The organism is Phyllobacterium sp. CL33Tsu, assembly GCF_900113985.1.
In the GTDB taxonomy this organism is placed as follows: Bacteria; Pseudomonadota; Alphaproteobacteria; order Rhizobiales; family Rhizobiaceae; genus Phyllobacterium; species Phyllobacterium pellucidum.
The window spans coordinates 1,011,337-1,038,179 of record NZ_FORJ01000001.1; the positions used below are offsets into that span (position 1 = coordinate 1,011,337).

At 58.6% G+C, this 26,843-nt stretch carries 26 protein-coding genes; 14 read left to right on the forward strand and 12 right to left on the reverse strand.

Annotated elements, in window-relative coordinates; all coding sequences use genetic code 11:
- Positions 1 to 25: 25 nt before the first annotated feature.
- Positions 26 to 2,230, forward strand: a complete 2,205-nt coding sequence (locus BM074_RS05020) for a GumC family protein (protein WP_051614620.1) — start codon at positions 26 to 28, stop codon at positions 2,228 to 2,230.
- 8 nt (positions 2,231 to 2,238) lie between these two features.
- Positions 2,239 to 3,501, forward strand: a complete 1,263-nt coding sequence (locus BM074_RS05025; protein WP_051614622.1) for a polysaccharide biosynthesis/export family protein — start codon at positions 2,239 to 2,241, stop codon at positions 3,499 to 3,501.
- A 127-nt stretch (positions 3,502 to 3,628) separates the two neighbouring features.
- Here the strand turns inward: BM074_RS05025 and BM074_RS05030 are convergent, their stop codons facing one another.
- Positions 3,629 to 4,618 (reverse strand): GDP-L-fucose synthase family protein, encoded by a 990-nt coding sequence (locus BM074_RS05030; protein WP_091920201.1) that lies wholly within the window; start codon positions 4,616 to 4,618, stop codon positions 3,629 to 3,631.
- Complete coding sequence (gmd, locus tag BM074_RS05035) at positions 4,611 to 5,681, reverse strand: GDP-mannose 4,6-dehydratase (RefSeq protein WP_027230553.1); 1,071 nt, start codon at positions 5,679 to 5,681, stop codon at positions 4,611 to 4,613. Before gmd ends, BM074_RS05030 begins: the two co-directional genes overlap by 8 nt.
- Before the next feature lie 371 nt (positions 5,682 to 6,052).
- Between gmd and BM074_RS05040 the strand changes: the two genes are divergently transcribed.
- From BM074_RS05040 to BM074_RS05050, 3 genes are read left to right on the forward strand one after another with little or no spacing between them, the layout of a single operon-like run.
- Positions 6,053 to 7,312, forward strand: a complete 1,260-nt coding sequence (locus BM074_RS05040) for a glycosyltransferase family 4 protein (RefSeq protein ID WP_091920210.1) — start codon at positions 6,053 to 6,055, stop codon at positions 7,310 to 7,312.
- Positions 7,309 to 8,565 carry a glycosyltransferase family 4 protein gene (locus tag BM074_RS05045; protein WP_091920212.1) on the forward strand — a complete coding sequence of 419 codons (1,257 nt, stop codon included), beginning with the start codon at positions 7,309 to 7,311 and terminating at the stop codon, positions 8,563 to 8,565. The genes BM074_RS05040 and BM074_RS05045 overlap by 4 nt, the downstream gene beginning before the upstream one ends.
- Positions 8,562 to 9,770: a glycosyltransferase gene (locus BM074_RS05050; protein ID WP_091920214.1), complete on the forward strand. Its 1,209-nt coding sequence runs from the start codon at positions 8,562 to 8,564 to the stop codon at positions 9,768 to 9,770. Before BM074_RS05045 ends, BM074_RS05050 begins: the two co-directional genes overlap by 4 nt.
- 25 nt (positions 9,771 to 9,795) lie before the next feature.
- On the opposite strand, the gene BM074_RS05055 is transcribed toward BM074_RS05050, so the two are convergent.
- The 4 genes from BM074_RS05055 to BM074_RS05070 are packed head-to-tail and all read right to left on the reverse strand — an operon-like array spanning position 9,796 to position 13,143.
- The gene (locus BM074_RS05055; RefSeq protein ID WP_091920215.1) at positions 9,796 to 10,386 is read right to left on the reverse strand and encodes an LbetaH domain-containing protein; all 591 of its coding nucleotides are present in this window, start codon (positions 10,384 to 10,386) and stop codon (positions 9,796 to 9,798) included.
- Between the two features lie 60 nt (positions 10,387 to 10,446).
- Positions 10,447 to 11,118, reverse strand: coding sequence for a YdcF family protein (locus tag BM074_RS05060; protein ID WP_175498899.1), 672 nt, complete (start codon positions 11,116 to 11,118; stop codon positions 10,447 to 10,449).
- Positions 11,115 to 11,927, reverse strand: coding sequence for a glycosyltransferase (locus BM074_RS05065; protein WP_091921480.1), 813 nt, complete (start codon positions 11,925 to 11,927; stop codon positions 11,115 to 11,117). Before BM074_RS05065 ends, BM074_RS05060 begins: the two co-directional genes overlap by 4 nt.
- Before the next feature lie 43 nt (positions 11,928 to 11,970).
- Positions 11,971 to 13,143, reverse strand: coding sequence for an MraY family glycosyltransferase (locus BM074_RS05070; protein ID WP_091920219.1), 1,173 nt, complete (start codon positions 13,141 to 13,143; stop codon positions 11,971 to 11,973).
- A 478-nt stretch (positions 13,144 to 13,621) separates the two neighbouring features.
- Between BM074_RS05070 and BM074_RS05075 the strand changes: the two genes are divergently transcribed.
- The gene (locus BM074_RS05075; RefSeq protein ID WP_051614631.1) at positions 13,622 to 14,389 is read left to right on the forward strand and encodes a helix-turn-helix domain-containing protein; all 768 of its coding nucleotides are present in this window, start codon (positions 13,622 to 13,624) and stop codon (positions 14,387 to 14,389) included.
- A gap of 15 nt (positions 14,390 to 14,404) precedes the next feature.
- On the opposite strand, the gene BM074_RS05080 is transcribed toward BM074_RS05075, so the two are convergent.
- On the reverse strand, positions 14,405 to 15,589 hold the full coding sequence (locus BM074_RS05080) for an MFS transporter (RefSeq protein ID WP_027230557.1): 1,185 nt from the start codon (positions 15,587 to 15,589) through the stop codon (positions 14,405 to 14,407).
- Positions 15,590 to 15,710: 121 nt separating this feature from the next.
- Between BM074_RS05080 and BM074_RS05085 the strand changes: the two genes are divergently transcribed.
- From BM074_RS05085 to BM074_RS05095, 3 genes are read left to right on the forward strand one after another with little or no spacing between them, the layout of a single operon-like run.
- On the forward strand, positions 15,711 to 16,082 hold the full coding sequence (locus tag BM074_RS05085) for an ArsR/SmtB family transcription factor (RefSeq protein ID WP_091920221.1): 372 nt from the start codon (positions 15,711 to 15,713) through the stop codon (positions 16,080 to 16,082).
- On the forward strand, positions 16,082 to 16,483 hold the full coding sequence (locus BM074_RS05090; RefSeq protein ID WP_091920223.1) for a (R)-mandelonitrile lyase: 402 nt from the start codon (positions 16,082 to 16,084) through the stop codon (positions 16,481 to 16,483). The genes BM074_RS05085 and BM074_RS05090 overlap by 1 nt, the downstream gene beginning before the upstream one ends.
- A gap of 45 nt (positions 16,484 to 16,528) precedes the next feature.
- Complete coding sequence (locus BM074_RS05095) at positions 16,529 to 16,717, forward strand: hypothetical protein (protein WP_027230559.1); 189 nt, start codon at positions 16,529 to 16,531, stop codon at positions 16,715 to 16,717.
- 3 nt (positions 16,718 to 16,720) lie between these two features.
- On the opposite strand, the gene BM074_RS05100 is transcribed toward BM074_RS05095, so the two are convergent.
- A complete protein-coding gene (locus tag BM074_RS05100; RefSeq protein WP_091920225.1) occupies positions 16,721 to 16,963 on the reverse strand; it encodes a hypothetical protein in 243 nt (80 codons plus the stop codon).
- Positions 16,964 to 17,087: 124 nt separating this feature from the next.
- Here BM074_RS05100 and BM074_RS05105 point away from each other — a divergent pair, with 124 nt between their 5' ends.
- A complete protein-coding gene (locus tag BM074_RS05105) occupies positions 17,088 to 17,981 on the forward strand; it encodes a LysR substrate-binding domain-containing protein (RefSeq protein ID WP_091920227.1) in 894 nt (297 codons plus the stop codon).
- On the opposite strand, the gene BM074_RS05110 is transcribed toward BM074_RS05105, so the two are convergent.
- The gene (locus BM074_RS05110; RefSeq protein WP_091920228.1) at positions 17,978 to 18,139 is read right to left on the reverse strand and encodes a Thivi_2564 family membrane protein; all 162 of its coding nucleotides are present in this window, start codon (positions 18,137 to 18,139) and stop codon (positions 17,978 to 17,980) included. The genes BM074_RS05105 and BM074_RS05110 overlap by 4 nt on opposite strands.
- Before the next feature lie 164 nt (positions 18,140 to 18,303).
- Here BM074_RS05110 and BM074_RS05115 point away from each other — a divergent pair, with 164 nt between their 5' ends.
- Positions 18,304 to 18,720, forward strand: a complete 417-nt coding sequence (locus BM074_RS05115) for a VOC family protein (RefSeq protein WP_027230562.1) — start codon at positions 18,304 to 18,306, stop codon at positions 18,718 to 18,720.
- 6 nt (positions 18,721 to 18,726) lie between these two features.
- Positions 18,727 to 19,614: a DMT family transporter gene (locus BM074_RS05120; RefSeq protein ID WP_091920230.1), complete on the forward strand. Its 888-nt coding sequence runs from the start codon at positions 18,727 to 18,729 to the stop codon at positions 19,612 to 19,614.
- Here the strand turns inward: BM074_RS05120 and BM074_RS05125 are convergent.
- Positions 19,605 to 20,471, reverse strand: coding sequence for a protein-L-isoaspartate O-methyltransferase family protein (locus BM074_RS05125; protein ID WP_175498901.1), 867 nt, complete (start codon positions 20,469 to 20,471; stop codon positions 19,605 to 19,607). The two genes, BM074_RS05120 and BM074_RS05125, sit on opposite strands and share 10 nt — an antisense overlap.
- A gap of 14 nt (positions 20,472 to 20,485) precedes the next feature.
- Positions 20,486 to 21,424 (reverse strand): LysR family transcriptional regulator, encoded by a 939-nt coding sequence (locus BM074_RS05130; protein ID WP_091921482.1) that lies wholly within the window; start codon positions 21,422 to 21,424, stop codon positions 20,486 to 20,488.
- A gap of 162 nt (positions 21,425 to 21,586) precedes the next feature.
- Here BM074_RS05130 and BM074_RS05135 point away from each other — a divergent pair, with 162 nt between their 5' ends.
- Both BM074_RS05135 and BM074_RS05140 read left to right on the forward strand, forming a co-directional pair.
- The gene (locus BM074_RS05135; RefSeq protein ID WP_091920233.1) at positions 21,587 to 22,771 is read left to right on the forward strand and encodes an MFS transporter; all 1,185 of its coding nucleotides are present in this window, start codon (positions 21,587 to 21,589) and stop codon (positions 22,769 to 22,771) included.
- Between the two features lie 15 nt (positions 22,772 to 22,786).
- Positions 22,787 to 23,611, forward strand: a complete 825-nt coding sequence (locus tag BM074_RS05140) for an aldo/keto reductase (protein WP_091920235.1) — start codon at positions 22,787 to 22,789, stop codon at positions 23,609 to 23,611.
- A 96-nt stretch (positions 23,612 to 23,707) separates the two neighbouring features.
- Here BM074_RS05140 and BM074_RS05145 read toward each other — a convergent pair whose 3' ends face one another.
- A complete protein-coding gene (locus BM074_RS05145) occupies positions 23,708 to 26,647 on the reverse strand; it encodes a glycosyl hydrolase 2 galactose-binding domain-containing protein (protein ID WP_091920237.1) in 2,940 nt (979 codons plus the stop codon).
- Positions 26,648 to 26,843: the final 196 nt, after the last annotated feature.

A 26,843-nucleotide genomic window follows, 5' to 3' on the forward strand; every position in this document is an offset into this window, starting at 1 on the left:
ATCTGAACTTGCAGGGGGGTCAATCATGATCGTATCCGAAGTACCGTCCACCCATGGCAGCGGCATGGCGCTGCCTCGCATCGCCTCGCTACTGTGGCGCCGAAAGCTCGTTGTTCTGGCGGGAGTTGCCACAGCCGTCGGCGTGGCGCTCGTCGGCTATATGCTCACACCGGCACAATATAGTTCCGAAGCGATCCTCGCCCTCAATGTACGTAAACTCCAAGCCTTGCCAACGGAGTCCGTGGTTTCCCCCTTGCCGCAGGAAAGTCCGGTGTTGCGGACGGAACTCGACATCATAACCTCGCGAACGATGGCAGAGAACGTCCTGGCCCGGCTCGATCGAGAGGGCTTCAACGCCAACGGGAGGCTTGTTCCCGAGGCGGAGCGAGCCGCATCGCGAGTGGAACCGCCGGTTCCGGACAGCGCCAATGCCGCGACGCTGGAGGATCAGAACCGCGATCGCATCGACAGGCTTCTGTCGGATGTGAATGTTGCCAATGACGGCCGTTCCTACACAATCTATATCAGCTACCGTTCGGATAACCCCGTCTATTCCGCAGCAGTGGCCAATGCCTTCGGCGAGGCCTATCTCGACTACCAGGTCGATGTTCAGACATCCGCTACGCGGCGCGTCGGCGACTGGCTTGGCGGCAAGATCGTCAGCCTGCGCGCAACGCTTGAACAGTCCGAACGGGCCGCCGCCGATTTTCGTGAGAAGTCGGGCCTTGTGAAGGCCAATGGCATGACATTGCAGTCCCAGCAGATCGCTGCACTCAATGGCGAGTTGGCCAATCTTCGGGCAAAGCTTGCAGGGACGGAAGCCCGGCTCGCCACGGCCATCGACGCAGCAAACAACAAGGCCGGCGTCGCATTGACTGAAGTCCTGAATTCCCCGGCAATCCTGGCGTTGCGAACCGAACAGTCCCGCGTCGAACGCGCCATTCTGGAAATCAAGCAGAGCGGCGCCACGCAAAGCGCACAGCTGCCGCAACTGAACTCTCAGCTGGATTCGCTGAACGTTCAGATCAATGAAGGGATCCAGCAGATCATCAACAGCCTTCGGAGCGAGATTGAAGTCACGCACCGCCAGCAGGCGGCGGTGGAAGCCAACCTGAAGGAGATTCAGGACAGCATGTCCACGGCCAACCAGGCGCTGGTACACGCGGACCAACTCGACCGCGAGGCGGCCGCCAATCGCGCCATCTATGAAAGCTACCTGACACGCTACAAGCAGACGATCGAGCAGGATGGCATTGCCTCGGCTGACGCCCGCATGATCTCCCGCGCGCAGCCGGCATCGTCCAAATCGAGCCCGCGCCTCAAGAGCTGGCTACTGCTCGGCATCATTGCCGGCACGGGTCTTGGCTTCCTCGGAGCATTCCTTATCGAATGGTTCGACCGGTCGATCCGCTCGCCTGAATCGCTCGAAACGATCACCCGCCTGCCGATCATTGGCCGTATTCCCGAGCTCACGCATCGCGAGCGCCAGGAAGTCGCCCGCATGGTAAGGGATGGCCACTCGAGCTTCGGACGAGCCATCGCTGATCTTCAGGCCCACTTGCTATTGTCGTCTTCGCCGAAGGCATCGCGTGCCATCGCAATCACCTCGGCCGGCGATCAGGAAGGCAAGACGCTGATCGTCGCCGGCCTGGCCCGGTCCCTGTCTGCGACTGGTATCCGGACTGTCGTTGTTGACGCCAATTTCCGTAACCCGATGGTTGCGCAGGAATTTGGCGACCAGTTCGGCCCCTATCTCGAAGAGGTGATCCGCGGCAGGCAGACATTGGAAGCTGCGGTTCAACACGATCTCGCGTCGACCATCGATTTCGTCGCTTCGCAAAGCTGCGAAGTTCCAGCCGAATATCTGCTGGGCCACGAACAATTCGCCAAGATGATAGCCCAGTTGAAGCGTCAGTATGACATCGTGCTGATCGATACGCCTGCCCTCAATAACGGCGCAGACGCGATCCGCGTCTCGGCGCTGGTCGATACGACAATCGTCGTCGTACGGCGCGACACGGCAAGAACCGATATGGTGGTTGCCGCCGTTAACAGGCTGCGTGCGGATGGCCGCAAGATCAGTGGCATCGTGCTCAACAGTGATCGCCGGAAAGGCAAGGCTGGCCATATCGATACCTCCCTCCCGAAGATCAAGCTTGCATCGCCTCAGGTGATCAAGAAGATCGCCGGGCATGTCAAAAAATCCCGCTCCTTCACAGCGAAGGCATGAGGTGAACCATGTCAATCAAACAAAAGAACAAAAGTAACGGCATCGGCTTTCGCATCAATCGCACAGTGGCAGCCTGGACTTTTTCGTCACTGTTGCTGCTTTCATCGACGGTGTCCCCGGCCTGGGCTGAGGAGCCTTACAAGATTGCGTCCGGAGATGTGCTGCAGATCACTGTCTATGGCGACGCCGGCCTCTCCGGGGTATTCCCGGTCGGTGTCGACGGAACGATCGGCTATCCGATCCTCGGAAACATTGCGGTCGCCGATCACAGCATCCCGGAAGTTACCGGCAGCATAAGCCAGGCGCTCCTGCAACACATACCAGGCCTTTCGGTCTCGGTGGCGGTCAAGGAATATGCTCCAGTATTCGTTATCGGCGACGTGCAGAAGCCGGGAAAGTATGAGTATCGTCCCGGCATGATCGCGCTCGAGCTCTTCGCCTTGAGCGGGGGGTTGAAACAGGATGCGGGCAAGATCGACGCTGCCGGCGTGCAGCTCGTGGCGGCCCGCCAGGATTATTCCGACACCAGCCTCCAGCTCTTCGCCCAAGAAGTCAGGGAGGCGCGGCTGAAAGCGGAGCTCGACGACAAGCCTTTCGAATATGTGCTTTCGAGCGATACACCAACCGAGGACAGGGATGCGCGCCAGGGCGTGGTCGATTCCGAACGCAGGTTATTCGACCTGCGGCTCGCAACACTCGCGAGCCAGGAACAGGCGTTGAAAGCCCAGACGCAGAACTACCGCGAGGAGATCCAGACGCTCGAAGAAAGTACACGGCTGCGCAACGACGAAATTTCGCTCCTGGAGAAGAATGTCAACGCCTCGCAGACTCTGGTCGACAAGGGCCTTACGTCGCAGTCGACGCTGCGCGACACCCAACGCCAGCTTTCGGCAATGCGCCGCGACTCGCTGGAATTTGGTTCGTTCCTCGCCCGGGCGAAGCAGAACGAGAATGCCATCCAGCAGAACCTGCTTGCCTTGCGCGAGCAGCGCTCGAACGATGCAGCCAGTCAGTTGCGGGACATCGACCTCGACATTATGAGGTTGCGCAAGAAGCTCTCCTTCATCGTGCAGACCATGTCTGAAATCGGTGCAAGCGCGCAGCGTGCAAGCACCCGCGAGGAATCGATCAAACTGACGTTCAGTGTGCTTCGCAATGTGAATGGCGATTACAAGGAAACCGAACTTTCCGAGCATGATCCGATCAAGGCGGGCGATATTCTGCGCGCGCAACTGACCATGCCGGGCCAGGTCGAAAAGAAAATCAATTAGCCAAGTAATTAAATCGAAGAAGCCCGCCGGCGGTTTTAACCCCGGCGGGCTTCTCCGTTGGGTCCAGATTGCAAAAGATCAACCCGCCAGCGCCGGAAGCGCAGGCGGGTTGATCGAATTCTGGTTATTAGGCGGCAGTATCGACGCGCTTTTCGCTGAGAGATACGTGCATGGATTGCTGCCAGCGCAGATAGAGGTCGCTAATGCCGGCCTCGAGCGCCACGCTCGGGCGCCAGCCCATGCTCTCGAGTCGCGCCGGATCGACCAATTTGCGCGGGGTTCCATCGGGCTTGGTCGTATCGAAGACAATCGTGCCTTCGTATCCCACTATCCCGGCTATGAGCTTTGCGAGTTCGCCGATCGAGACCTCGCGGCCAGAGCCGATATTGATGATCTCAGGACCGGCATGGTTTTTCATGATGAACACGCAGGCGTCGGCGAGATCATCGACATGGAGGAATTCACGCTTCGGCGTTCCGGTACCCCATACGATTGCCTTGGAACTTCCCGCGATCTTCGCCTCATGCATCTTGCGAATCAATGCCGGCAGCACATGTGCGTTCTGCAGGTCGAAATTGTCGTTCGGGCCGTAGAGATTGGTCGGCATCGCCGTAATAAATCGCTGGCCATATTGGCGCGCATAGGCCTCGGCAAGCTTCAGACCGGCGATTTTTGCGACTGCGTAAGCCTCGTTGGTTGGCTCAAGCGCACCGGTCAGCAGCGAGTCTTCGCTGATCGGTTGCTCCGCAAATTTCGGATAGACGCAGCTCGAGCCAAGCCACAACAGCTTCTGCACACCGAGCTGATGCGCGGTGTGCATGATGTTCATGGCAATCATGGCATTGTCGTAGAGGAAATTGGCCGGATAGGTGGAGTTGGCGATAATGCCGCCAACCTTGGCCGCAGCAATGAAAATCGCATCCGGGCGGGCTCTGGCCATCCAGGCCTCGGTATCGGCCTGGCGCGTGAGGTCGAGCTCGTCATGCGAGACCTGCAGGAGATCGCATCCCTCGTTCTGCAGGCGCCGCACCAACGCGGAGCCCACCATACCCGTGTGCCCCGCCACCCAGATGCGCTTGCCGCGCAGGTCAAAGTGATGATCGTCGGTCTCAGCCATAGAAATCGTTCCGCCCTTCTTCGCGCATGATGTTCCTCAGATCAGATTCTACCATTTCCGTCACCAGCGCGTCGAACGAGACCGTATGCGTCCAGCCGAGTTTTTCCCGCGCCTTCGCAGGATTGCCAAGGAGCAGCTCGACTTCGGTCGGTCGGAAATAGCGCGGATCGATTTCGATGAGTTCCTTGCCCGACTTGCGGTCATAACCGATCTCGTCGACGCCTGAACCCGCCCACTCGATTTCCTTGCCGACGGCGCCAAAAGCCTTTTCGACGAATTCGCGCACAGTGTGGGTTTCGCCGGTTGCGAGAACATAGTCATCTGGCTGGTCCTGCTGCAGGATGCGCCACATGCCATCGACATAGTCCCGCGCGTGACCCCAGTCGCGCTTAGCTTCGAGGTTGCCGAGGCGGAGCTTCTCCTGGAGGCCGCGTTCGATTGCGGCAACCGCGCGCGTGATTTTGCGGGTGACGAAGGTTTCGCCGCGCAGCGGGCTTTCATGGTTGAAAAGGATGCCGTTGGACGCATGCATGCCGTAGGCTTCACGGTAATTGACGGTTATCCAGTAGGCATAAAGCTTGGCGGCGGCGTAGGGGCTGCGCGGATAGAAAGGCGTTTGTTCGTTTTGCGGCGCCTCTTTGCTCTTGCCGAACAGTTCGGAAGTCGAAGCCTGGTAGAACCGGCAGGTCTTTTCGATCTTCATGATGCGCATGGCTTCGAGCAGGCGCAAGGTGCCCAGCGCATCCGAATTGGCGGTGTATTCGGGGGTTTCAAAACTGACCTGAACGTGGCTTTGCGCACCGAGATTGTAGATTTCGTCCGGCTGGATTTCCTGGACGACACGGCAGAGGTTCGTTGCATCCGTCAGGTCGCCGAAATGCAGACGAAAGCGAATGTCTTCCTCATGCGGGTCCTGGTAGAGATGATCGATACGCGCAGTATTGAACGAGGAGGAGCGCCGCTTCAGGCCGTGAACGATATAGCCCTTCTTGAGCAGGAATTCACTCAGATAGGCGCCGTCCTGGCCTGTAACGCCAATGATCAAAGCGGTCTTCGCGGTCATATCTTATCCCCGGTCTCGTGCTCTCAGAGCTTCTTTTCATTTTGGCCTCCGGACCGGCTTCCCCGAATGGAAACGGCAACCGAAAACAGTGAAGAATCCTCGTTTCACTATACAGACCGCGGGCCGGGAGACACTTCGGCAATAGGGATAGGCGCGGCATCCAGGGCGATGGAACATAAGGCGTAGCGGGCTGATTCCGGTCGATAAAAGCGGCGACTATGGATGATGGCTTCTACGGAAGTGGTAGATCCGGGAAACGGGGCACCGACATTGGTAGTGCCTTTGTTGAACTGTCCGTGCTCGCTGCGAACTGCAACAATCACAGCCAAGTTTTCAGGGCTGGGCACAGCCATGGCTCGAGGCAGGTCTACATGAAGATCGTATTTGCAAATCGCTACTTCTCACCCGATCAATCGGCGACGAGCCGTATGGTATCAGGGCTCGCGTTTGCGTTGCACCGGCGCGGCTTCGACGTTGCCGCCATCGCCAGTCGCACCATGCACGACAATCCCAATATCGAGCTGCCCGCCGATGAGGTGGTCGGTGGGGTTACCGTTAAACGCCTCTGGGCAACGCGATTTGGGCGCAGCAACATTCTTGGCCGGGCAATCGACTACCTGACCTTCCATGTTTCCGCGTTCTTCTGGTGTCTCGCCAATCTGGAAAAGGGAGATATTTGCGTCGTCTGCACTGACCCGCCACTCCTTTCCGTGACGACAGCGCTCCCAATCCGCTGGCGCGGCGCACGCATGGTCAACTGGGTCATGGATCTGTTCCCGGAAGTGGCGATGGAGCTCGGCATGCTGTCCGAAACGGGCATCGCCGGCAGGCTGAGCAAGGTTGCGCGCGACTGGTCGATGCGTAAATCCACGATGATCGTCTGTCCCACCGCTTCGATGGCGTCCTACCTTGCCGAGCACGGACTTGACGAGGACCGGCTAAGCGTCATGCATCACTGGTCCGACGGGGAAGAAATCTATCCGGTCTTTCCCGCCGACAACACTCTGCGTACGCGCTGGGGACTCCAGGAAAAGTTCGTCGTCGGCTACTCAGGCAATTTCGGCCGTGCCCATGACTTTTCGACCCTGATCGAAGCCGCCGTGCTTCTCAGCGACCATGACGACATCCGGTTCCTCCTGATCGGTGGCGGCCAGCAGCGCGCCCATGTCGAAGAAATCGTCCGCAACCGCGACCTCAAGAACGTAACGTTCAAACCGCTCCAGCCGTCCGAACACATCGCTGAAAGCCTCAGCACGGCCGACGCGCATATCGTCTCGCTCATTCCAAGGCTCGAACATTGTATCGTTCCAAGCAAGTTCTACGGCGTCCTTGCTGCCGGCCGTCCGACGCTGTTCATCGGCGACGGTAATGGCGAGGTTGCGCGCGTCGTTGCTTCGGCAGATTGCGGCGCAGCGGTCAGGATCGGTGAGGGCCAAAGGCTCGCCGATCATATTCTCAGATTGAAGAACGAGCCCGCGCACCGCGCGCAGATGGGGATCAATGCCAGGCACACGCTCGACACCGTATTTTCGCGCGACCGGGCGGTTGGAGCCTGGTCCGACGTCATGCACCAGTTCCGCCAGCAATCGGCGGCTTCATCGCAAACCTCAGTTTTCGGGCCAGCAGAATGAGCGGTAGCGTCGTTGTCAGTCAGCTCGGTGCGCGCATGCACTACGCAGTGCCACGCATCTTCGCCTCGGAGGGGCGGCTGGCACATTTCTATACGGATATCTGTGCCACTCAGGGATGGCCCCGACTCGTCAACAAGCTGCCGCGTCGTCTGCTTCCGTCATCCGTCAAGCGCCTGACAGGGCGGATCCCGAAAGGCGTCCCGGCCGAACTCATCTCGACCTTCCCGAACTTCGGCGCCCGGTCGGCGGTCCGCCGGTTGCGGCAAAAGAACAGTATCGAGCACATGGCTCATACGATCTGGGCCGGTTCCGAGTTTTCCCGCCTGGTGGCGTCCAGCGGCTTCCACGGCGCCGACGGCCTCTATGCCTTTGCCGGCGATGCATTGGAGCAAATGCAGGCCGCGAAACGGCAGGGAATGTGGACTGCGGTCGAGCAGATGATTGCGCCTTGGGACACCGTCGAAGAACTCGTCGCCGGCGAACACGCGCGCTTTCCCGATTGGGCGGGTCCCTATAGTGAGAATCAATATGCGCGGGCATTTGCCGAACGAGAAAAAGCCGAGTGGGCGCTCGCCGACGTGATCGTCTGCCCTTCGGAATTTGTACGGCGCAACGTCATTGCGCGCGGTGGCAGCGCGGAACGATGCGTCGTCGTGCCATATGGGATTGATCCGCAATTTCCGGCGCAAGACATTATCCGTATCGGCGGTCCCTTGCGCGTCCTGACCGTGGGCGAAGTCGGCCTGCGCAAAGGTTCGCCCTACGTCGCCGAGGCGGCACGTATGCTCGGCAAATCCGCTACCTTTAGAATGGCTGGCCCAAGCAGATTGTCACCGGAAGTCAAGGCCGAGATCGGCCGATCCGTCGAACTGCGCGGTATCGTGCCCCGCGCTGAAATGGCCAAGGAATATGAATGGGCTGACGTGTTCCTCCTGCCATCCATATGCGAAGGTTCGGCTACCGCCATCTATGAGGCGCTCGCCGCAGGTCTGCCGGTCATCTGTACCGAAAATGCCGGCAGCGTCGTGCGGGACGGCGTGGACGGCTTCATCGTGCCTATACGTGACAGTGAAGCCATCGCCAAAGCGGTGACCGATCTTAGCGAACACCCCGGCACGCGAGCGGCGATGTCCGAAAGCGCGGTGACGCGGGCCGCAGAGTTTACGGTCAAGCGCTATGGCGAGCGCTTGCTCGAAGCACTTTCCCTGCTTCCATCGCAACAGCACACAGTCAACCAGGCCGCGCTTTCATGAAAATTTATCACGTCGTCAGTTCGATCGATCCAGCGCAGGGCGGACCACAAGCCGGCTGCTTGCGCCTCGCGGCAGCACAGGCAGCCCTCGGCCACGAGGTCGAGATCATCAGCTATGGCGGGAGCGACATCCGGCAACGTGCGTTGCGCGCGGCACACGATGTGCCGCAGCTTGCAAAAGTCCGCTGGCACCTTCTGGCCGACCCGGACAAAATCGAGCGCGTTCTCGGGCTCCGCGCAGCAAGAGCGCTTCGGAACGTATTGAAGGACGCGTCTTTCGTCCACATTCATGGCGTTTGGGAACCAATCCTGAAGCATGCCGCGCGCATTGCCCGGAGTTTGAAGGTTTCATATTGCGTTCAACCGCATGGGATGCTCGATGTCTGGAGCATGCAGCAGAAGCGCCTGAAGAAGCGTGTGGCGCTGCTGCTTGGCTACCGCAAGATGTTGAATGGGGCAAAGTTCATCCACACGCTCAACACGGACGAAGCAAACCTGCTTGACCCGTTGGGATTGACCCCGCCACGGCTGGTCATTCCGAACGGCATATTTCTCGAAGAATTCGCCGATTTGCCAGGCAAGGGATATTTTGCCGAGCGCTTTCCGCAATTGCAAGGCAAGCGGGTCGTATTGTTCCTGTCGCGCCTTCATACGAAAAAGGGGCTCGATATTCTGGCCGCGGCGTTTTCCATGTTGGCCAAATCCCACCCCGATGTCGATCTCGCCGTTGCGGGACCGGACGGCGGCGCGCAGGATGGTTTCGTCAGCCTCGTCACGGACCTCGGGATTACGGATCGGGTTCATCTTACCGGACCGATCTATGGCGCGGAGAAGTTACGGGCGCTGATGGATGCGGCGTGCTTTTGCCTGCCGAGCCGCCAGGAAGGCTTTAGCGTCGCCATTACCGAAGCCCTTGCCTGCGGCCTGCCGGTGGTGATCAGCGAGCCTTGTCATTTTCCCGAAGTCAGGACGGCCCACGCCGGCGCAGTCGTTTCGCTCGATCCCGCGAATGTTGCCGCCGCGATCGGCGATATCCTCGACGATCCGGGTATGGCCGCGATCATGGGCGAGAACGGCAAGCGTCTCGTGCGTGAGAATTATACGTGGCCGCGCGTTGCGGAACTGACGCTCCAGGGCTACGCATCGCCGAGCCCCAGCGCAGCGACCGGTTCAGCAAATCTCCGCGTCGCTCCCGACCATTCATAGCCGCATGGATAGTCAGGGCTGAAACTCAGTCGTTGGCTGGTTGTTTGCGCGCCCTGACCGGCTGTGCCGGATTGCCTACATAGATCATCCATGGATCGAGTTTGCGCATGGCAACACCCCGTGCACCGAGGACAGCACCTTCGCCGACGACGACGCCAGGGCCGACAAAAGCTTCGGACGCGATCCAGGCGTTGGCCTTGATTGTGATCGGCCGGCTCTTCAGCGGAAAATCCGCATCGTCCACGTCGTGCGTTCCGGTGCAAAGATGTGTGCGCTGCGAGACGATGGCGAAATCCTCGATCGTGATCTCGGCGACGTTGTAGCAAATTACGCCGGGCCCCATGGATGCATGCTTGCCCATGATGAGGTTGCCGGGCCACCAGATCTTCACGCTGCTTCTGACAATGGCTGACGGGTCGATCGTGGCGCCGAACTTGCGCAGCAGCCAACCCCGCCATGGACTGAGCGGCGAAGGCGTCCACGATGCAAGGAGGGTCCACGATATCATCCAAAGGAGGCGCATGAGGCGGAACCTGAGAGCAAATGTCGCTCCGCCAAGACGCGGCAATGGCGCGCTCGCTGCGTCGAATGCCGGATCGTTGTACCGTGAGCGCATTGTCTTACCCCGCCTTACCAATTCTGTTTGATACCCTGTGCCACGTCTGCCGAGTTACGTTCATGCCCGGACCTCCCGCGACGGGAACGGCCCCGGCACGAATGTCGAATTAAGCCCAAGCCAACCGCGCACGGTATACCAGATCAATTTCGGGAATTCCTTTTGCAGGTAGGTGTCGGTGCCGATTGCCAATTTCCACATGGGCTGCTGATTTGTCACCGGGACGGACAGCCAGTGAACGTCCGGCGACGCGGCGTCGAAACTTGTGATCGCTCGCCGCGAAGCATACCAGCTTGTCACCACGATGCCGCTGCGAGCGCCCATTCGCTTCACGTAGGGAGCCGAATAGAGCGCGTTTTCCCATGTCGTGCCGGACTGACACTCAACGTCGATGGCCTTTTCATCGACGCCGCGCTCTACCATTGCGGTCTTGATCCAGTAGCAATCGCCATCGCCGCTGATGAGGACGCGGGGCGCAAACTTGCCGAGCCACAGGCTGGCCGCAAGCTTGGCGCGCGCCGGGCCGTCGCCGCCAAGGACGACGATCACATCGACTTTGGCCGGCTGGTCCTGAATGGTCAGGAACCTCTGCGCGAGGAGCGGAAGCGACAGTACGGAAAGAACTGTCAGGACCGCAACAAGTCCGATGGCCGGAAAGACATACTCCCGTAACGGCAGGCGTCGCACGCGCTCGTCCGATACCGTCACGGAATGCGCGTTGACTGCGGTCATATCGAAAGGCCAAGCTCTCGCCGCTGCAGTTCCCGCATCTTGATGACGATCATATACTCGTAGGACGCAATGAGGCGGCAGTAATGATAGCCCTGCCATCCGTCGAGAAATCCGCCGCGCAGGAAGTACATGTAGGCAAATCGTGCCAGCGGCCGGAAAGGAAGACGATAGGAGAATTCCTTGAGCGCCCTGCGCCTTGCTTCCGGCGTGGCGCTGAAGAAGCTGTGCCACGGAATCCTTTTGCTGCGCAGGATCTGCAGGGATTCGCGCGCTTCAAAGCCGGAATAGCGGTTGTGCTTATCGAACCAAGCCGCCATGCCCTTGTTGAAGCTGTAGTGGATGAAATGCGACTTCAGGCGGCCCGTCGGGCCATCGCCAACCGGTCGGGAGTGGCACTCGCGCTCATATTGGATGCGTTCAGGACGTGCAAGCCGCGTGATCCAGGTCGGGTAGAGGCTCGAGTGCTTGACCCAGCGTCCCATGAACATGTTCTTGTAGCGGGCGCTGAACATCGCCTCAGGACGGTTCGGATCAGCGGCGATCGCCAGCATCTCGTCGCGCAAATCGTCAGGCGTTATCTCGTCGGCATCGGGCATATAGACCCATGCGTGCTTGAACTCGATCTCCTTCAGCCCATACATGCGCTGCTTGGTTTCGGTTTCATATTTGTGCTGATAGACGCGGGCCCCGGCGGCCTTGGCGATCTCGACGGTGCGGTCGGTGCTGAACGAATCCAGCACGACGATATCGTCACACCAGCTGAGGGATGCCAGGCAGGCCGGCAGGCACTCTTCTTCGTTGAGGGTCATGATCAATGCAGAAATCACTGTCTCGCTCCGGTTTCTTGGGTCGTCAAACTGCGTCCGAAAGGATGCCAGGCCGGGTGGGCTTGGCTGGTTGCACGGACGTGTGGGTTAAATTGAGGTCGGGCCGAATAGCGCTTGCCGAAACGGCCGAGATTTTCTGCACCGGCGCCAGCGGGCGCTGAACGGTCGTCGAGCGCCCCGACAGCGTTGCGTAGACGAAGGCGCTGTGCACGAGGAACGGCACCACCAACGCCAGTGTCATGGCAAGGTTCGAGATGCCGAGAATGATGCCGAGGCACCCTATGCCTCCGCACACCGCCGAAGCCGCAACGATCGTCAGTGTGGTTTTCGCAGGCGGGATCGCGCGGTCGAGCAGGAGGTGGTGGAGATGCCAGCGATCAGCAGCAAGCGGGCTGCGGCCGGCATGGACCCTGCGCACGATCAGGCTCAACGTATCGATGACCGGAACAATGACGATCCAGAGCAGCACGGTGAAAGCTATGTTGGCGTGGATGGACAGGGTTATGATGAAATAGGCAATGACCGCACCAAGCGCGGTGCTTCCGGCATCGCCGAGAAATATCTTGGCGCGCGCGAGCCATGGGCTGCGCATGTTGAAGGCAAGAAACCCTCCCACAGCCGCAAGAAGCACCAGCATTGGCAGGATCAGCTCCGTCACGCCCTTAAAGCCAGCAATAACCGACAGCCATAACAGGGCGACTGCGGCGCAGCCGCCAGCAAGGCCATCGACGCCGTCGATCATGTTCCAGGCATTGATAAGACCTATGACGAAGAGAATCGCGACGATGGTTAGAAGCGGAAACGATATGGCCAGCAGCGCTGGCGGCAGGGCAATGCCGGTGACAATAGTAGCTCCGGAAAAAGGATTGACCAGCGTCAGGGCAACCAGAAACTGCGCAGCCAGGCGACGCACGGCCGGCAGATCGACGCGGTCATCGGTTATGCCGACCACCAAAGTTACGAAAAGACCTGCCCAAAAATTGACGGGAAGCGACGGCGCGTGGTCGTGCAACATCATGACGAGCGCAAAGGTTGCAAAGATAGCAATGCCGCCGCAGAGCGGAACGACGCCATCGTGCAATTTGCGCCGGTCGGGATGATCGACGAGGGCGAACACAGGCGACACCCGTTTCAAGATTACGACCAGCGCAGCACTTACAATCAATGCTGCAAAACAATTGGTGATCCATGCAAACAAGGCGCACCCCCGCGAATTGAACACTCGCCATGCAAGGTGTGTTCACCTGTCACGGCCAAACCGAGTGGATTTTGGAAAACAGTACCGGCGGGAGTGATTGCGCGCCATTTAGGAGAAGTGAGAAGAGGTTCCACCTGATGGATGAACCCGGCTCGAACTTGTGTGTCCCTTTGGTGGAGTGAAAGAACGTCGCTCGTGGGAAAACAAGCGCTTCCCGTGACCTGTTAGCCGAACGCGTCAACCCCGAAATGATCGGAATAGACGTGTCCGGCCTCGCGCGCGCGTACATCGCACCTTCGCGTCACGCCCGCGTCACGTTTGGTCCATTACCCTTGCCGATTAACATGAAATACAAGGGGTTAGCCGCAACGAATCGGCCTTGGGACGGGGGCGATTCCAATCGAATCATAACAAAATCTGGCGGCTTTTTTCTCATCAAATGGCGTAGGGTAGGATCATGAGTGTGACGGTGGCGCGTATGAGGACTGACCAAATCCAAAGCGGCTCCCCGAACGAGGGCGGAGCGAATTTCAAGAGCGGCATCCTCATCTATGCCGAGGCTGGAGTCGTTTTCCAGGGTCTTGTGCAATCACTCGAACGAACGTTTCCCGATCTCAAGGTCGACCTTTCAAACAAGCTTGCCGACTCCGGCGAAAACGACGACGCAATCGGTCTGGTTATGATCCACGCCGATTTTGTCTCCGACCTCATCGACTGTATCGCGCGCTGCAAAATGCGCTTTCCCGATGCTTACGTGACATTGATGATCGATGACACGAGTGCGTCCATTCCGGAATTCAACACGCTCTTCGACAATAATCTGGTTCAGGGCCTCCTGCCTTTCAGCCTGAAGCTTGATGCGTGGCTGGCGGTCGTCTGGCTGATGCTCAACGGCGGCGAATATTATCCGTCAACGATTGTTCGCTCGATGGCAAAGGCTGCAAACGGCACACAGGTCAAGGCTCAGACGCCGTTCAGCGCCCAGCCGAAGCATACTTCAATGAATGCTTGGCCGGTAAAGACCCTGACCCTGCGCGAACACGAGATTTTGCAGCTTCTCTCCGAGGGCTTGCAGAACAAGATCATTGCCGACCGCCTTGCCCTTTCGGTGCATACGGTCAAGGTGCATGTTCACAATCTTATCCGCAAATTGCGCGCGCACAACCGCACCCAGGCGACGGCGATCTATCGCGACAGCATGGAGCATCACGGTCTGAAGCCCTTCGACACGACGGTCGTTCATTAAAGAACGAGGACGGCACTAGCCAAATCGAGCCATCGACAATTTCTCCTTGCGGGACGTCGCGTCCGCAAATCGGAGCACTGCAAGCCCCAGCACCGGGAAGAGCGCGCCCAGCCAGCCAAGATGGATCAGCCCGACATGGGAAAGGATCTGGCCGCCTATCATCGATCCGAAAGCAACGCCGAGGTAGAGCGCGGAAAAGTTCAGCGAGAGCGCCAATGGCGCGCTTTCCGGCGCGATGGTCAGGATCCGGCTCGCCTGCGCCGGCGGGAACATCCAGGCGATCACGCCCCAGACGAACATGTGCGCGATAAGAACGGGACCGGCGAGATCGTGCGGTAGTTGCATGATCCAGCTTACAGTCGCCAGCACCATGGCATTGAGGACCGAGGCAGCGACGACAGTGCGGGTCGCACCGAGCCGGTCAGCCAACTGGCCTCCCAAAAAATTACCGATGGCCGCGCCGATACCGAACGATAGGAGAACCACGGGCAGCATCGACTTGCCAAGGCCGACGCCGTCAACGGCAATCGCTGCAATATAGGTGTAAACCGCAAAAGCGCCGGTCATGTAAAGGAGCGTGGTCAGCAGCGCCGGCATGAGGCCGGGGTGGCGGATCACTGAAAGGCGCTGAGACAGCGTGAGTCGGTCTGCGTAAAGTCCACGCGGCAACAGCGACCAGACGACGACCGCTGCAATCAAACCGATCAGCGCGATAAAGGCATAGGTGCCGCGCCATCCGGCAAAAGCGCTGATAGCGGCGCCAAGCGGCGCGCCGAACGCGACAGCAAGCGTGGTGCCGCCGACGACAGCAGCAACCGCGCGGGCACGATGATGGGCTTCCGAAATGGCGACCGCTGTTGCCTGCGCCGTCGCCGCGTATAGACCTGCGGTCACCGCAATCAGGAGGCGGGCAAGCAGGAGAAGCAGATATGTCGGCGAAATGGCGGCGCACAGCGCGCCAATCACGAAAACCGTCGCGCTGCCGGCCAGAATCGTGCGGCGGTCGAGCGAGCCGGTGAGCGCGGCAACAACCGGCGCTCCGATCGCATAGGCAAACGCATAGGCCACGACAAGATAGCCGGCCTGGACCAAAGTGACGCCCGTATCGCCAGCGATCTGCGGCAGAAGACTTGCCGCGACGAATGCCTCGATACCGATGGCGAATGCACCAAGCGCTAATCCGAAAAGACGAATATCCATGGAAATCACCTAAATGTTCAATGAACGTTGAACTAACGCCTGGGCCTTGCAGGAGTCAAGCTTTAAGTTCAACAAATATTGAACATTGAAAACTCTCCTGCCAATTGCTATTAAATTTCGTATGACAGAATATCTCGATCACCCCACGGCCGAAGACATCGCGCTGCCGGCCGTCCTGACTGCTCTTGGCGACGAAACCCGTCTTGCCATCATCGCCATTCTTGCCCGTAACGGCGAAAAAGCGATGACTTGCGGGCAGTTTCTCCAGCTAGGCTCCAAGACGGCCATCAGCTATCATGTGGCAAAGCTGCGCGAGGCCGGCATTATACACGTTCGCCCGGACGGCACACGCCGCCTCCTGACATTGCGCCGCGACGACCTGGAGCACCGGTTCCCGGGATTTCTGGATTCGGTGGTCACGTCGGCTGTGGCAATGCAAACGCCTGAGGTTTTGGACTATCCGGCAGCACCGGAAATTGCGCGAGGTATGTGATGGAAATCAAAGCAATTGGCTCGGTCGCTTCGCGTCGTGCCCCGGAGGAATATTTCACCGGAACGGTCTGGCAGGACCCTATCATCGAAACGCCCGCCCCAGCGCGGCTTCAAGCTGTTCTTGTGCGCTTCGAGCCCGGGGCTAGGACCGCCTGGCACACCCATCCGCTGGGACAAGCGCTGCACGTGGTTTCGGGAAAAGGGCTCGTGCAGGTGTGGGGTGAACCGATCCGCGAAATCCGCGCCGGCGATACGGTGTGGATTCCGCCGGGCGAAAAGCATTGGCATGGCGCCGGGCCCGATACCTATATGGCGCATCTTGCCATGCAGGAGAGGCTTGAAGGCAAGGCCGCGGAGTGGATGGAAAAGGTCTCCGACAATCAATACTCCGGCCAGGAATAATCTGTTATCATAAACTACTCAGTGTACGGCGTGAAAGGACATAACATGGCATTCGAAGACATCAAGGCGCAAATTGCCCTCTTGCTCGAAGCGATGGTCCAGCGGCCCACCGATGCCCATGAAATTCACGAGAACCTGCGTGAAAAGCTCAACGAACTCCGGGCCATGGGCATGCCCTTGCCCGATGACCTTGTTGCACTAGAAAAGCAGCTCGAAACCGATTTCGACTCCTAGACTCTATAGAAACCGCTTCGGCCCGTCGCGCAGCAACGCGCCAAGATCATCCTCGCCCGCGCGCTCGCCGCGGGCCGGACGGCCGTCAATCACGCCGATATCGCGCAGCATGTGATCGGAAAACTCTTCGGCGTCGATTCTGACGGGGCGGCGTTCGACCGGGTTTTGGCGTCCGGGCTTGGTCAGAAGGCCGCGAAGCGTCAAGTGGCCGACGGTACGAGCGGCGTGGGTTGCCATAATGTTCATCGTCTCAACTCCAATTCAATCCTGGCGATTTTAGTCTTGGGTGATGAGAACATGCGCCCGTTCCGCCTTGTTTTCCAACAAAACGCCAAGTAGCATGCATAAGCAGAGCTTATGTGAGACGTGAATGAACCTACCTCCGCTTGCCTCCATCCGGGTGTTTGAAGCCGCCGCCCGCCACGGCAGTTTCACCAAGGCCGCGGAAGAACTCGGCATGACCCAAGCTGCGGTCAGCTATCAGATCAAGCTCCTTGAAGAGCGCATCGGCGCGCAATTGTTCCTTCGCCGCCCGCGCCAAGTCACCCTGACAGAGGTCGGCGCGCGCCTGTCGCCGATCATCAGCGACGCGTTCGACATGATGCGGGCGGCCATAGCCGCGACGCGCGAGAATGCCGACGGCGTATTGACCATCAGCACGATCCCGACATTCGCTGCGAACTGGCTCGTGCCACGGCTTGGATCATTCCAACTCGCGCAACCAAATCTGGCGGTGCGCCTGCAGGCGAACCGGGAAATCATTGATTTTTCAAGACAAGACGCCGACATCGGCATACGTTCGGGCAGCGGAAAATGGCCGGGCCTCGTCGCGCACCGTATTTTCGATGCCGATTTTACGCCGATGCTCAGTCCCAAGCTTGCCGCGTCGATTGGGGGTGTGAAATCACCCGAGGACCTTCTGAGGCTGACGATCGTCGATCCCGGCGATCCGTGGTGGCGCCTGTGGTTCAATGCCGCCGGAATTGCCAATCCCGACCTGCGCGGCGACCCCCGCAGCCGTTTCGGCGATCAGCACCTTGAAGGCAAAGCGGTCATTGCCGGCCAAGGGGTCGGCATTCTTACCCCGGCCTTCTACGAAACCGAGCTTGCACAAGGCCTGCTTATCCAGCCGTTCAATATTGTCGGCACTGCCGACCACTATTACTGGCTTGTTTATCCGGAGGCGCGGCGCAACGTGCCCAAAATCCGCGCCTTCCGGGACTGGCTTCTCGGCCAGTTGGAGCCTGTTGCTGATGAGGCTTAGAAGACCGCGAGATACTTCAGCAGCGAAATGATGCCGATCACAATGACGATGACCTGGGCGATCTGCTTCGCGCGCCCGTCAAGCGGCAGCATCTGGATGAGGTAAAGAACGAGGAAGATCACCAGAACGGTGATCAAGAGACTGATCAAAATCGACATTATAAACTTCCTGTTTTTGGGGAACCATATGAGTGTAGCCTCAGATAACTCCTTGCTTTCTATATTGGTTCCATGAAATCCATAACTTGGCAGCGGAATAGGTTTGTTTGGCTGCTTTTTTGCTGTTAGCGTCCGCCGCACCCCGCCATTGATCAGGATTTCCCATGCGCTCGTTGTTTCACCTTGCCTACCACGTCACCGATCTCGACGAGGCGAGGCGTTTTTACGGATCAATCCTCGGTTGCGAGGAAGGACGAAGCACTGACACGTGGGTCGATTTCGATTTTTTCGGCCATCAGATTTCGCTGCACCTCGGCAAGCCGTTCGAAACCACCAATACGGGCAAGGTAGGCGACCACATGGTGCCGATGCCGCATCTCGGCGTCATTCTGCCGCTTGATGTCTGGAACGATCTGGCCGCGCGCCTCGCCAAGGCCGACGTGGAGTTCGTTATGCCGCCGACCGTGCGCTTCAAGGGCGAGTCGGGTGAGCAATGGACCATGTTCTTCCGCGATCCTTCGGGCAATCCGATCGAAGTCAAAGGTTTTGCGGATTTCGCCGGAATTTACGCCAAGCAATAATTCATCATGCCGCAATCCACACTGAAGGCTGCCCTCTGGATGATGGGATCGCTTACGGCGATCCTCATGATGGCTATATCCGGCCGCGAAGCCTCTCGCGAGCTCAATGTCTTCCAGATCATGGAGATGCGCTCGCTGATCGGTCTTGCAATGCTTTATCCGCTCGTCCGTTCTTCGGGCGGCGTCAGGGCCATGAAGACGAGCCGCATCTGGCGGCATCTCGGCCGCAACGCCGCGCATTATGCCGGACAATTCGCCTGGCTCCAGGCCCTGTCGATGATTCCGCTGGCGCAGGTCATCGCTATAGAGTTCACGACGCCGGCCTGGACCGCGCTGATGGCGGTTGCCTTCCTCGGCGAGCGCCTCAATATTTGGCGCATCCTCACCATCATCCTCGGCATCGTCGGCGTGGTCATCATCGTCCGCCCCGGCATCGGTTCGGTCGAAACCGGACAGCTGATCGTGCTTGGCGCGGCTTTCACCTTCGGCATTTCCTTTACGATGGTCAAATCACTGACGCGAACGGACAGCGTCGTGAAGATTATTTTCTGGATGCTGATCATCCAATCGGCGATCGGCCTCCTGCCCGCCCTGCACGTGTGGCAATGGCCGTCCTTGCACGTTCTGCCGTGGGTGGTCATCATCGCCTTTACCGGCACGTTTTCGCACTTCTGCATGGCGAAGGCGCTGCAATATGCCGACGCAACGGTGGTGATACCGATGGACTTCCTGCGGGTACCCCTGATGGCCGTTCTCGGCTGGCTGATCTATGCGGAGCGCGTGGATATGTTCACCGCACTCGGCGCAGTCCTCATCCTCAGCGGCAATCTTCTCAATCTCAAGAACCGAACGTCTGTCCGCAACAAGGATGCCGTTTCACTGTCTCAATCATAGGCGAGACACCAGCCCTTTCCCTCGAGCCAGCAACGCTCGGGGGGTATATCGTTTGAACGGTAGAGGCGCGTCACGCGCTTAAGCTCGCCATTGCCGAATGCGATGGCCAGGGCTCTTTCGGACTCTGGGTCCCGCATTCCTGCGCAGGGATAAATCGCTACGCCCGAGATTGCCCGCGCAGTGTACGCATCGCCCTGGCGGGTAATGAGGAATACGGCGCCGCGGGGACGCGAGCCACAGCCGATCAGCGTGAAGCCATCGTCGGTCGTGAGCGGCAGAAGAAGCCGGCCGCCGTCGTTGAGACGATCGAGCCAGCCATCATCGAGCCTGGTTGCGCCGGCATTGATGTAGATCACATCGGCGGGCTCGAACGATCGTTTCGTGCCATCCCCCTGAACGATTTCGACATTGCGATAACCGGCGAGATATTGCTTCGCGCGCACCGCAAGATCCGCTTCGATCTCAATGCCGAGAACATGTCCTGAAGGTCCCGCGAGATGCGCCATGATCGCGGTATAATAGCCCGTGCCGGTGCCGATATGAACGACACGCTCGCCTTCGGCGATGTTTGCGTGCCAGAGGAGGTGGGCATGCAATGACGGTTCGCCATTGTTGATATGCCGCTCTGGCGCTATGCCAACGAGATCATCCGTATAGAGGTGAACCGGATCGTCATCGGGGCTGAGACCAAAACCCAGTCCATACCTGATGATCGGCCATGGACCCGGACCGAGAAAGTCCTCCCGCGGCACTTCGGCAAAGGCCCGCTCGATGCGCGCGTCGTCCACGCCAACGCTTGCCAGCACCTTGCTGGCATAGGCTCGCCTTATGCGCTTCAAGTCTTCGGAATCAGTCATGGGCATGATTTCGATCAGCCAGCTTTCGCTGCTTCAGGAACCGAGAGTTCATCGCACGGTCCAATATTCTCTACCAGAAAATCGACGAAACTGCGGACTCTTGCCGCCAGATATTCATGGCCGACGAAGACCGCATGGATGAGTTCAAGGTCGCCGGGATTATATGGCTCGAGAAGCACTTTCAGACGGCCTGCTCGAAGGTCATCGATCACATGAAACAGGCCGAGCCGCGCAATTCCAAGTCCGGCGACACACATCTGCTGGGCGGTTTCACCGTTATTGGAGATGAAATTGCCAGAAACGGCCAGGAGTTCTGTTTCCTTTGATTGCAGATTACGAAAAGGCCACTCGTTCAAGGTGCGGCGAAAGTTGAAATTCAGGCAATTGTGGTGCTGCAGGTCACTTGGACGCTCCGGCACTCCATGCCTGTCGAGATAATCCGGCGATGCGATAACGACGACGCGGCTTTCGAAGAGTTTGCGCGCCTTCAATGCCGAATTGCGCATGGGGCCGACGCGGATCGCTATGTCAGCCCGCTCCTCGATAAGGTCGACAACGCCGTCGCTCAGCGAAACATCCAGCCTGACATCGGGATATTGCTCGAGAAACTTCGGCACGAGCGGCAAAACGCAGGTGACACCAACAGGCACAGACGAGTTGACGCGCAGCAGGCCGCGCGGCTTGGCCGATGCACCATGGGCGACCGCCCGCTCGGCCTCCTCGATCTCGGCGACGATGCGCATGGCACGCTGATGATAGACCTCGCCTTCAGGCGTGAGTTGCAAGGTGCGTGTCGAGCGGACGAGAAGCCGCGTGCCAAGCCTCTCCTCGATGCGGCTGATCATCTTGCTGACGGCAGACGGTGACAGACCAAGGCGTCGCCCCGCCGCAGAGAAGCTGTTGAGCTCCACGGCTTGAACGAACACGTCCATTTCTCCAGCCCGGTTATCCATCTCGAAACGCGCCATTTGTGAACCCGCGTCACAAGTATTGCGCGTTGCACCCCGATTATCAAGGTAATCGCCGCAAGCCATATTCACCGCAACGGACTCCAGGTTCGACATACTCAATTTGCGGCCGGTTCCCAAGATCGCCGTTTTGAAAAGGACAGCACAATGCCTCTTGCTCTTCTGGCGTTGACGATCAGCGCCTATGCCATCGGGACGACGGAGTTCGTCATCGTTGGCCTGCTACCCACGGTCGCCAACGATCTCAACATCTCCCTACCGCTCGCGGGGCTTATTGTCAGCGTCTACGCGCTCGGCGTGACCTTTGGCGCGCCGATCCTCACCGCTCTCACCGGTCGCATCGAGCGTAAGCCGCTGTTGCTCGGGCTGATGGTGCTCTTCATCATCGGCAACACGGCCGCGGCACTTGCGCCAAGCTATGAGCTGCTTCTCGTCGCGCGCGTGCTCAGCGCTTTCGCCCACGGGGTTTTCTTCTCCGTAGGAGCGACCATTGCCGCCGATCTCGTTGCCCCCAACCGTCGCGCTTCAGCCATCGCCCTGATGTTTCTCGGCCTTACCGTCGCGATCGTCACCGGCGTGCCGCTCGGCACCTTCATCGGCCAGCAGCTTGGCTGGCGCGCCACATTCTGGGCCGTATCTGGCCTCGGCGTCATCGCTTTCGCGGCGATTGCCATCCTCTTGCCTTCGCAGATCGCCAAGGCGGCCCCTGCCCGCCTGATCGACCAGGTGCGTGTTCTTGCGAATGGCCGCCTGCTGCTCGCCTTCGGCATGACCGCACTCGGCTATGGTGGCACCTTCGTCATGTTCACATTTCTCGCTCCGGTGCTGCAGCAGATCACGGGCTTCGGCGAATCCACCGTCAGCCTCATTCTCGTGCTCTATGGCCTCGCGATCGCGGTCGGCAATATGGTGGGCGGGCGTATTGCCGATGGCAATCCGGTCGGCGCGCTGGTAGTCATGTTCGGCCTGCAGGCTGCCGTGCTTGCCCTTTTCACCATCACTGCCGTATCGCCGGTCTGGTCGCTGGTGACGCTCGCCGCCCTTGGCGCGCTCTCCTTCTCCAATGTTCCGGGGTTGCAACTCTACGTAGTACAGCTTGCAAAGGTCCACACGCCCGATACAGTCGATGTCGCCTCGGCGCTCAATATTGCCGCCTTCAACCTCGGCATAGCTGGCGGGGCATTCCTTGGTGGCATCATTGTCGCCTCCCCGCTCGGCCTTGGCGCAACGCCATGGGTCGGTGCTCTTCTCGTCGTCGGAGCCCTCGGCCTGACGCTCTGGAGCCAGATGCTCGATAGGCGCGCTTCGGCCGCAGTACTGGCCACCTGTTAAGTCAAAGGAAAAACCATGTTTAACGTTAATGCCAATGGCGCAGAAATCCCCGCAATCGGCTTCGGCACCTTCCGCATGCCGGGCAGCGATGTGCTGCGCATGGTGCCGGCCGCATTGAAGCTCGGCTACCGCCACGTCGATACCGCACAGATCTACGGCAACGAGGCCGAAGTTGGCGAAGCCATTGCCAATTCGGACGTCGCTCGCGGCGATGTGTTCCTTACCACGAAGGTGTGGGTGGACAAGTATCGTCACGACGCCTTCGTCAGGTCGGTGGATGAGAGCCTCAAGAAGCTGAAGACTGACTATGTCGATCTTCTTCTCCTGCACTGGCCGCAAAGCGATGTGCCCCTTGCCGAGCGCATCGGCGCGCTCAACGAAGTGCGCGATGCGGGCAAGGTTCGCCACATCGGCGTCAGCAATTTCAACACGGCGCTGATGGCTGAAGCAGTCAAGCTCAGCAAGGCTCCGATCGTCACCAACCAGGTCGAATACCATCCCTATCTCGACCAAAGCGCCGTGCTCGACGCGGCGCGCAAGGCTGGCATGAGCATCACAGCCTATTATGCCATGGCGGACGGCAAGGTCATCGACGACCCGGCAATCAAGGCGATCGCGGCTGCCCACGGCAAGAGCGCGGCACAGGTGGTGCTGCGTTGGCTGGTGCAGCAGCAAGGCGTGGTCGCACTGTCGAAAACGGTGAGCGCGGAACGCGCAAAGGCCAATTTCGACATCTTCGACTTCGAGCTTTCAAACGACGAGATGCAAGCGCTGCATGCCCTGGCCCGTCCGAACGGGCGGATCGTCAATCCCGGCCATCTTGCGCCGAAATGGGATTGATCGGGCGCGCATTTTGCGCCCATTCATGTTCTGAATAAAATCAATGGCGGCCCCTAAGGGACCGCCATTCGCGTCTGAGGTACAGGCTGCCCGTAGTTACTGAGGCGCCGCGCAGTTGTTGAACGTGATGCCCGGGCAAGGCGCGATTGCCAGCGCATTCTCATTGCGAACCACCGGAACGCTACCGCTCGCATCGAGCTTGGCATCGGGACCAAAGTTGAACCCATCTACACGGACGCCAAAGTCGTACGTAACCCCCTCCTGCAGCGGCACCTCGATTGTCACCTCACGCTTCACGCCAGGGAGAAGATTGAGGTAGTTATCGCTGAAGAAGGCCGGAAGAATGCGCTTGTTGGTTTTCCTGTCAAAGAGTTGCAAGTGCACCATGACGGCAATGGCCGTACCGGGGTTCTCAACCGTGACCGCTATCTTGGCATTGCCATCCTTTTCCTCCACCTTTCTTGCGGCAATGGAGGGCGCCGCCAGAGGCATGGTTTCCATACTGGTATAGTCCTTGTCGGCGTTGCCCTTTTGATACCAGTAGAAATTTTCCGCCAGTAACTGGCCAACGGAATTTGAGAACTTCAGTGATACGAAACACACAGCTGAGGTGGCGGCTGCGATCTTGGCGCCGATATCGATAATCTTCACTGCAGATGCGGCAGGCACGGGACTGACGTTCTGAACGGTGCGAACCACCAGACTACCGTCGAGATTATATACGCTGATATCGACGCTGCCCTTCACCCGCTCCGCGCTTTGGTTAACCACGCTGACTATCCTTGTCTGCGCGTTCATGACTACGTTGACGCGCTTCGAACCGTTTTTAACGGCAAAGAAGGAGGAATGCTGTTCCAAATCGTAACTATACATTTGCCACACGAAGCTCGGCTGCGCCGGGTGGCTCATCCACATGATGACGCCCGTCGAGGTCGAGGTCACAGTCGGCGTTATCGGTCCGAAATTGACGGCATGCGCTTCGTAAATCGCCTTGATGCATTCGTAATTCATCAATTGCGCCTTGCGGACAAAGTCGGCAAGGTTTGTCAGCTTGCCATAACGATTAGCTGTTGCGCCAAAAATCCCTCCTCCCGACGACCCATTACCGTTGCCGCCATTGGCATTGATGTCCCGGTCAGCCCAGTAATCGTCAGGGCATTGCCAGGATTGTTCGGGCAACATCGACTGGACAAATTCGAGCGTCGGGATGGAGTAAGAGCCCATTTCGTTGTGAAACGGCGTGGAGGAATCGCTTGAGACTTTACTAAAGAGCGATTGCGGAGTGACCCAGTGATAGGGTCCGCCCGAACTATAGCCATCCAGCTTGGTTCCTGCGTATTGCTCGTTGGTATCTCCTGCAGAACTTGTCAGGCATTCGCGCCTGGGATCAAGCTCGGTAACGAGTTTATCGAGACCATCGACCAGCTTTTGATTGTTCGGCTTGCCTTCATTGCCGCCACACCACAGCAGGATCGAGGCGTGATTGCGGTAGTTGGTGATGACATCGCGAACATTGTCGAGATACCTTTCGACGTTGTATGCGCCTGATGCCCAATCGCCTTCCGTCGAATAGAAGAAGTCCTGCCAGACGAGTATTCCGTACTCGTCGCAAGCCTCGAAGAAGTCCTTGCTGGTGCTTTGACCGTTCCAGTTGCGGATCAGGTTCAAGTTCGCATCCCGGTGAAGCCGGACCGCGTTGAAAATGCGCTCCCGCGGTACGCGCTTCAATGCCTCGTCGAGATCCCAATTGCCGCCCATGACAAGAATTGGCAGGTTGTTGATCGTGATCCCGAGATCGTTGTTGGCTCCTCTTGGACGCACATATTGAATCTTGCGTATTCCGTACTTGAGCTCGCGAACGTCGGAGGTTGTGTCGCCGACATTCACCCTGATCGACACAGGGTAGAGATAGGGGTCGCCATAGCCGTTCGGCCACCAGAGCTTCGGGTTCTTGAGCAAGAGTTGCGGCAGATCGGTCGACGTCAAGGTTACGGTCTTTGTCTGCCCATCAGTCGGCAATTCGATCGCATGTTTGAACTCAATGTCCCCTATCCTGCCCGAGACTACACCGGCTTTTTCCGAGCCGCCGTGATTGACTACGGTGACGTGTATAGCCAGATCGGCACTCGTCAGGTCATCAGCGATCACCGGATCAATCCGAACGTCGGTGATCCTCAATGCGCCGGTGGTGAAACTATAGACGGGCTGCCAGATACCTATGCAACGATCCGGTATCGTCGGCACCCAATCCCATCCGGCAACGCAGAAGAATGTGGGCCCGTTGCGCAGGGTTGTTCCAGTCTTACCGCCATTGCGGCCGCCACGGGTCACGCCGCTCTTGAAGCTTGGAAGCAACGGCCCTTCGGTGAACTCGAGCTTGTAGATTTTGACAGCGAGAAAAGCGTTCTGCCCCGGCTTGTCCTTGATGATGTCGGTGACATCGAAATAGCCGCGCTTGAACGCGCCCTCGATACGGCCCACGCTTTGACCGTTGAGCCAGATGTCGGCCAAATAGTTGATCCCGTCGAACCGTAGCCAGAAGCGTTGACCCGCTTCCAAAACGGGAATTTCGATTGCGGCCCGATACCAGTAATCGCTGTCTTTCAGCGTATCTGGAATGAGCGCGGTGACGATCTGGCGATAAAGCGGCTCAGGATATACGCCGTTATTCACCATACTGGTCAGAACTGTCCCGGGCACGGCGGCCGTTTGCCATTGCTCCGCTGAATAATCCGCTTTCGAAATGTCGCCCGCAGGTATGATCTCGGGCACATTCTTCGCATCCTGGAAAGTCCAGCCCCCATTGAGAACCCGCGTGCCTGCCATGGATTTCATTGTCGCCTCGGGCACGACAGGTGGCAGCTCAATAGGCAATTCGACGGTTGGGGTGACAGGCGGCGTGGTCGGCGGCACCGCTGGCGTTTCGAACGTGGTCTCTGCCACGGGCTTGGCATTGTCCTTGTCGCAGGCACTGACAATACCGCCGGCGACCAGAATGGCGCCTTGAGTCAAAAAACGTCTACGGGTCGTATCCATGACTAAAATCCTCCCAAATCTAATCGATTTAGAAGATGTCACGCAGAAATATGTAAGTCTATGTTGATGGATTAAACACTTAGTCTAATAAACTAAAGTATCAAATTTTCAAAGTAATACCAATTTCTATCGGCTGTATCATATGGTAGATTGTATTGCGATGCAATATGTTCGACAAATACTTATGCAATGGGTT

What these genes read in the sequence shown, in the direction of transcription:
- BM074_RS05020 (WP_051614620.1), top strand. Translation starts at nt 26, where the DNA reads ATGATCGTATCCGAAGTACCGTCCACCCATGGCAGCGGCATGGCGCTG.
- BM074_RS05025 (WP_051614622.1), top strand. Translation starts at nt 2,239, where the DNA reads ATGTCAATCAAACAAAAGAACAAAAGTAACGGCATCGGCTTTCGCATC.
- BM074_RS05030 (WP_091920201.1), bottom strand. Translation starts at nt 4,618, where the DNA reads ATGGCTGAGACCGACGATCATCACTTTGACCTGCGCGGCAAGCGCATC.
- gmd (WP_027230553.1), bottom strand. Translation starts at nt 5,681, where the DNA reads ATGACCGCGAAGACCGCTTTGATCATTGGCGTTACAGGCCAGGACGGC.
- BM074_RS05040 (WP_091920210.1), top strand. Translation starts at nt 6,053, where the DNA reads ATGAAGATCGTATTTGCAAATCGCTACTTCTCACCCGATCAATCGGCG.
- BM074_RS05045 (WP_091920212.1), top strand. Translation starts at nt 7,309, where the DNA reads ATGAGCGGTAGCGTCGTTGTCAGTCAGCTCGGTGCGCGCATGCACTAC.
- BM074_RS05050 (WP_091920214.1), top strand. Translation starts at nt 8,562, where the DNA reads ATGAAAATTTATCACGTCGTCAGTTCGATCGATCCAGCGCAGGGCGGA.
- BM074_RS05055 (WP_091920215.1), bottom strand. Translation starts at nt 10,386, where the DNA reads ATGCGCTCACGGTACAACGATCCGGCATTCGACGCAGCGAGCGCGCCA.
- BM074_RS05060 (WP_175498899.1), bottom strand. Translation starts at nt 11,118, where the DNA reads ATGACCGCAGTCAACGCGCATTCCGTGACGGTATCGGACGAGCGCGTG.
- BM074_RS05065 (WP_091921480.1), bottom strand. Translation starts at nt 11,927, where the DNA reads ATGACCCTCAACGAAGAAGAGTGCCTGCCGGCCTGCCTGGCATCCCTC.
- BM074_RS05075 (WP_051614631.1), top strand. Translation starts at nt 13,622, where the DNA reads ATGAGGACTGACCAAATCCAAAGCGGCTCCCCGAACGAGGGCGGAGCG.
- BM074_RS05080 (WP_027230557.1), bottom strand. Translation starts at nt 15,589, where the DNA reads ATGGATATTCGTCTTTTCGGATTAGCGCTTGGTGCATTCGCCATCGGT.
- BM074_RS05085 (WP_091920221.1), top strand. Translation starts at nt 15,711, where the DNA reads ATGACAGAATATCTCGATCACCCCACGGCCGAAGACATCGCGCTGCCG.
- BM074_RS05090 (WP_091920223.1), top strand. Translation starts at nt 16,082, where the DNA reads ATGGAAATCAAAGCAATTGGCTCGGTCGCTTCGCGTCGTGCCCCGGAG.
- BM074_RS05095 (WP_027230559.1), top strand. Translation starts at nt 16,529, where the DNA reads ATGGCATTCGAAGACATCAAGGCGCAAATTGCCCTCTTGCTCGAAGCG.
- BM074_RS05100 (WP_091920225.1), bottom strand. Translation starts at nt 16,963, where the DNA reads ATGAACATTATGGCAACCCACGCCGCTCGTACCGTCGGCCACTTGACG.
- BM074_RS05105 (WP_091920227.1), top strand. Translation starts at nt 17,088, where the DNA reads ATGAACCTACCTCCGCTTGCCTCCATCCGGGTGTTTGAAGCCGCCGCC.
- BM074_RS05110 (WP_091920228.1), bottom strand. Translation starts at nt 18,139, where the DNA reads ATGTCGATTTTGATCAGTCTCTTGATCACCGTTCTGGTGATCTTCCTC.
- BM074_RS05115 (WP_027230562.1), top strand. Translation starts at nt 18,304, where the DNA reads ATGCGCTCGTTGTTTCACCTTGCCTACCACGTCACCGATCTCGACGAG.
- BM074_RS05120 (WP_091920230.1), top strand. Translation starts at nt 18,727, where the DNA reads ATGCCGCAATCCACACTGAAGGCTGCCCTCTGGATGATGGGATCGCTT.
- BM074_RS05125 (WP_175498901.1), bottom strand. Translation starts at nt 20,471, where the DNA reads ATGACTGATTCCGAAGACTTGAAGCGCATAAGGCGAGCCTATGCCAGC.
- BM074_RS05130 (WP_091921482.1), bottom strand. Translation starts at nt 21,424, where the DNA reads ATGGATAACCGGGCTGGAGAAATGGACGTGTTCGTTCAAGCCGTGGAG.
- BM074_RS05135 (WP_091920233.1), top strand. Translation starts at nt 21,587, where the DNA reads ATGCCTCTTGCTCTTCTGGCGTTGACGATCAGCGCCTATGCCATCGGG.
- BM074_RS05140 (WP_091920235.1), top strand. Translation starts at nt 22,787, where the DNA reads ATGTTTAACGTTAATGCCAATGGCGCAGAAATCCCCGCAATCGGCTTC.
- BM074_RS05145 (WP_091920237.1), bottom strand. Translation starts at nt 26,647, where the DNA reads ATGGATACGACCCGTAGACGTTTTTTGACTCAAGGCGCCATTCTGGTC.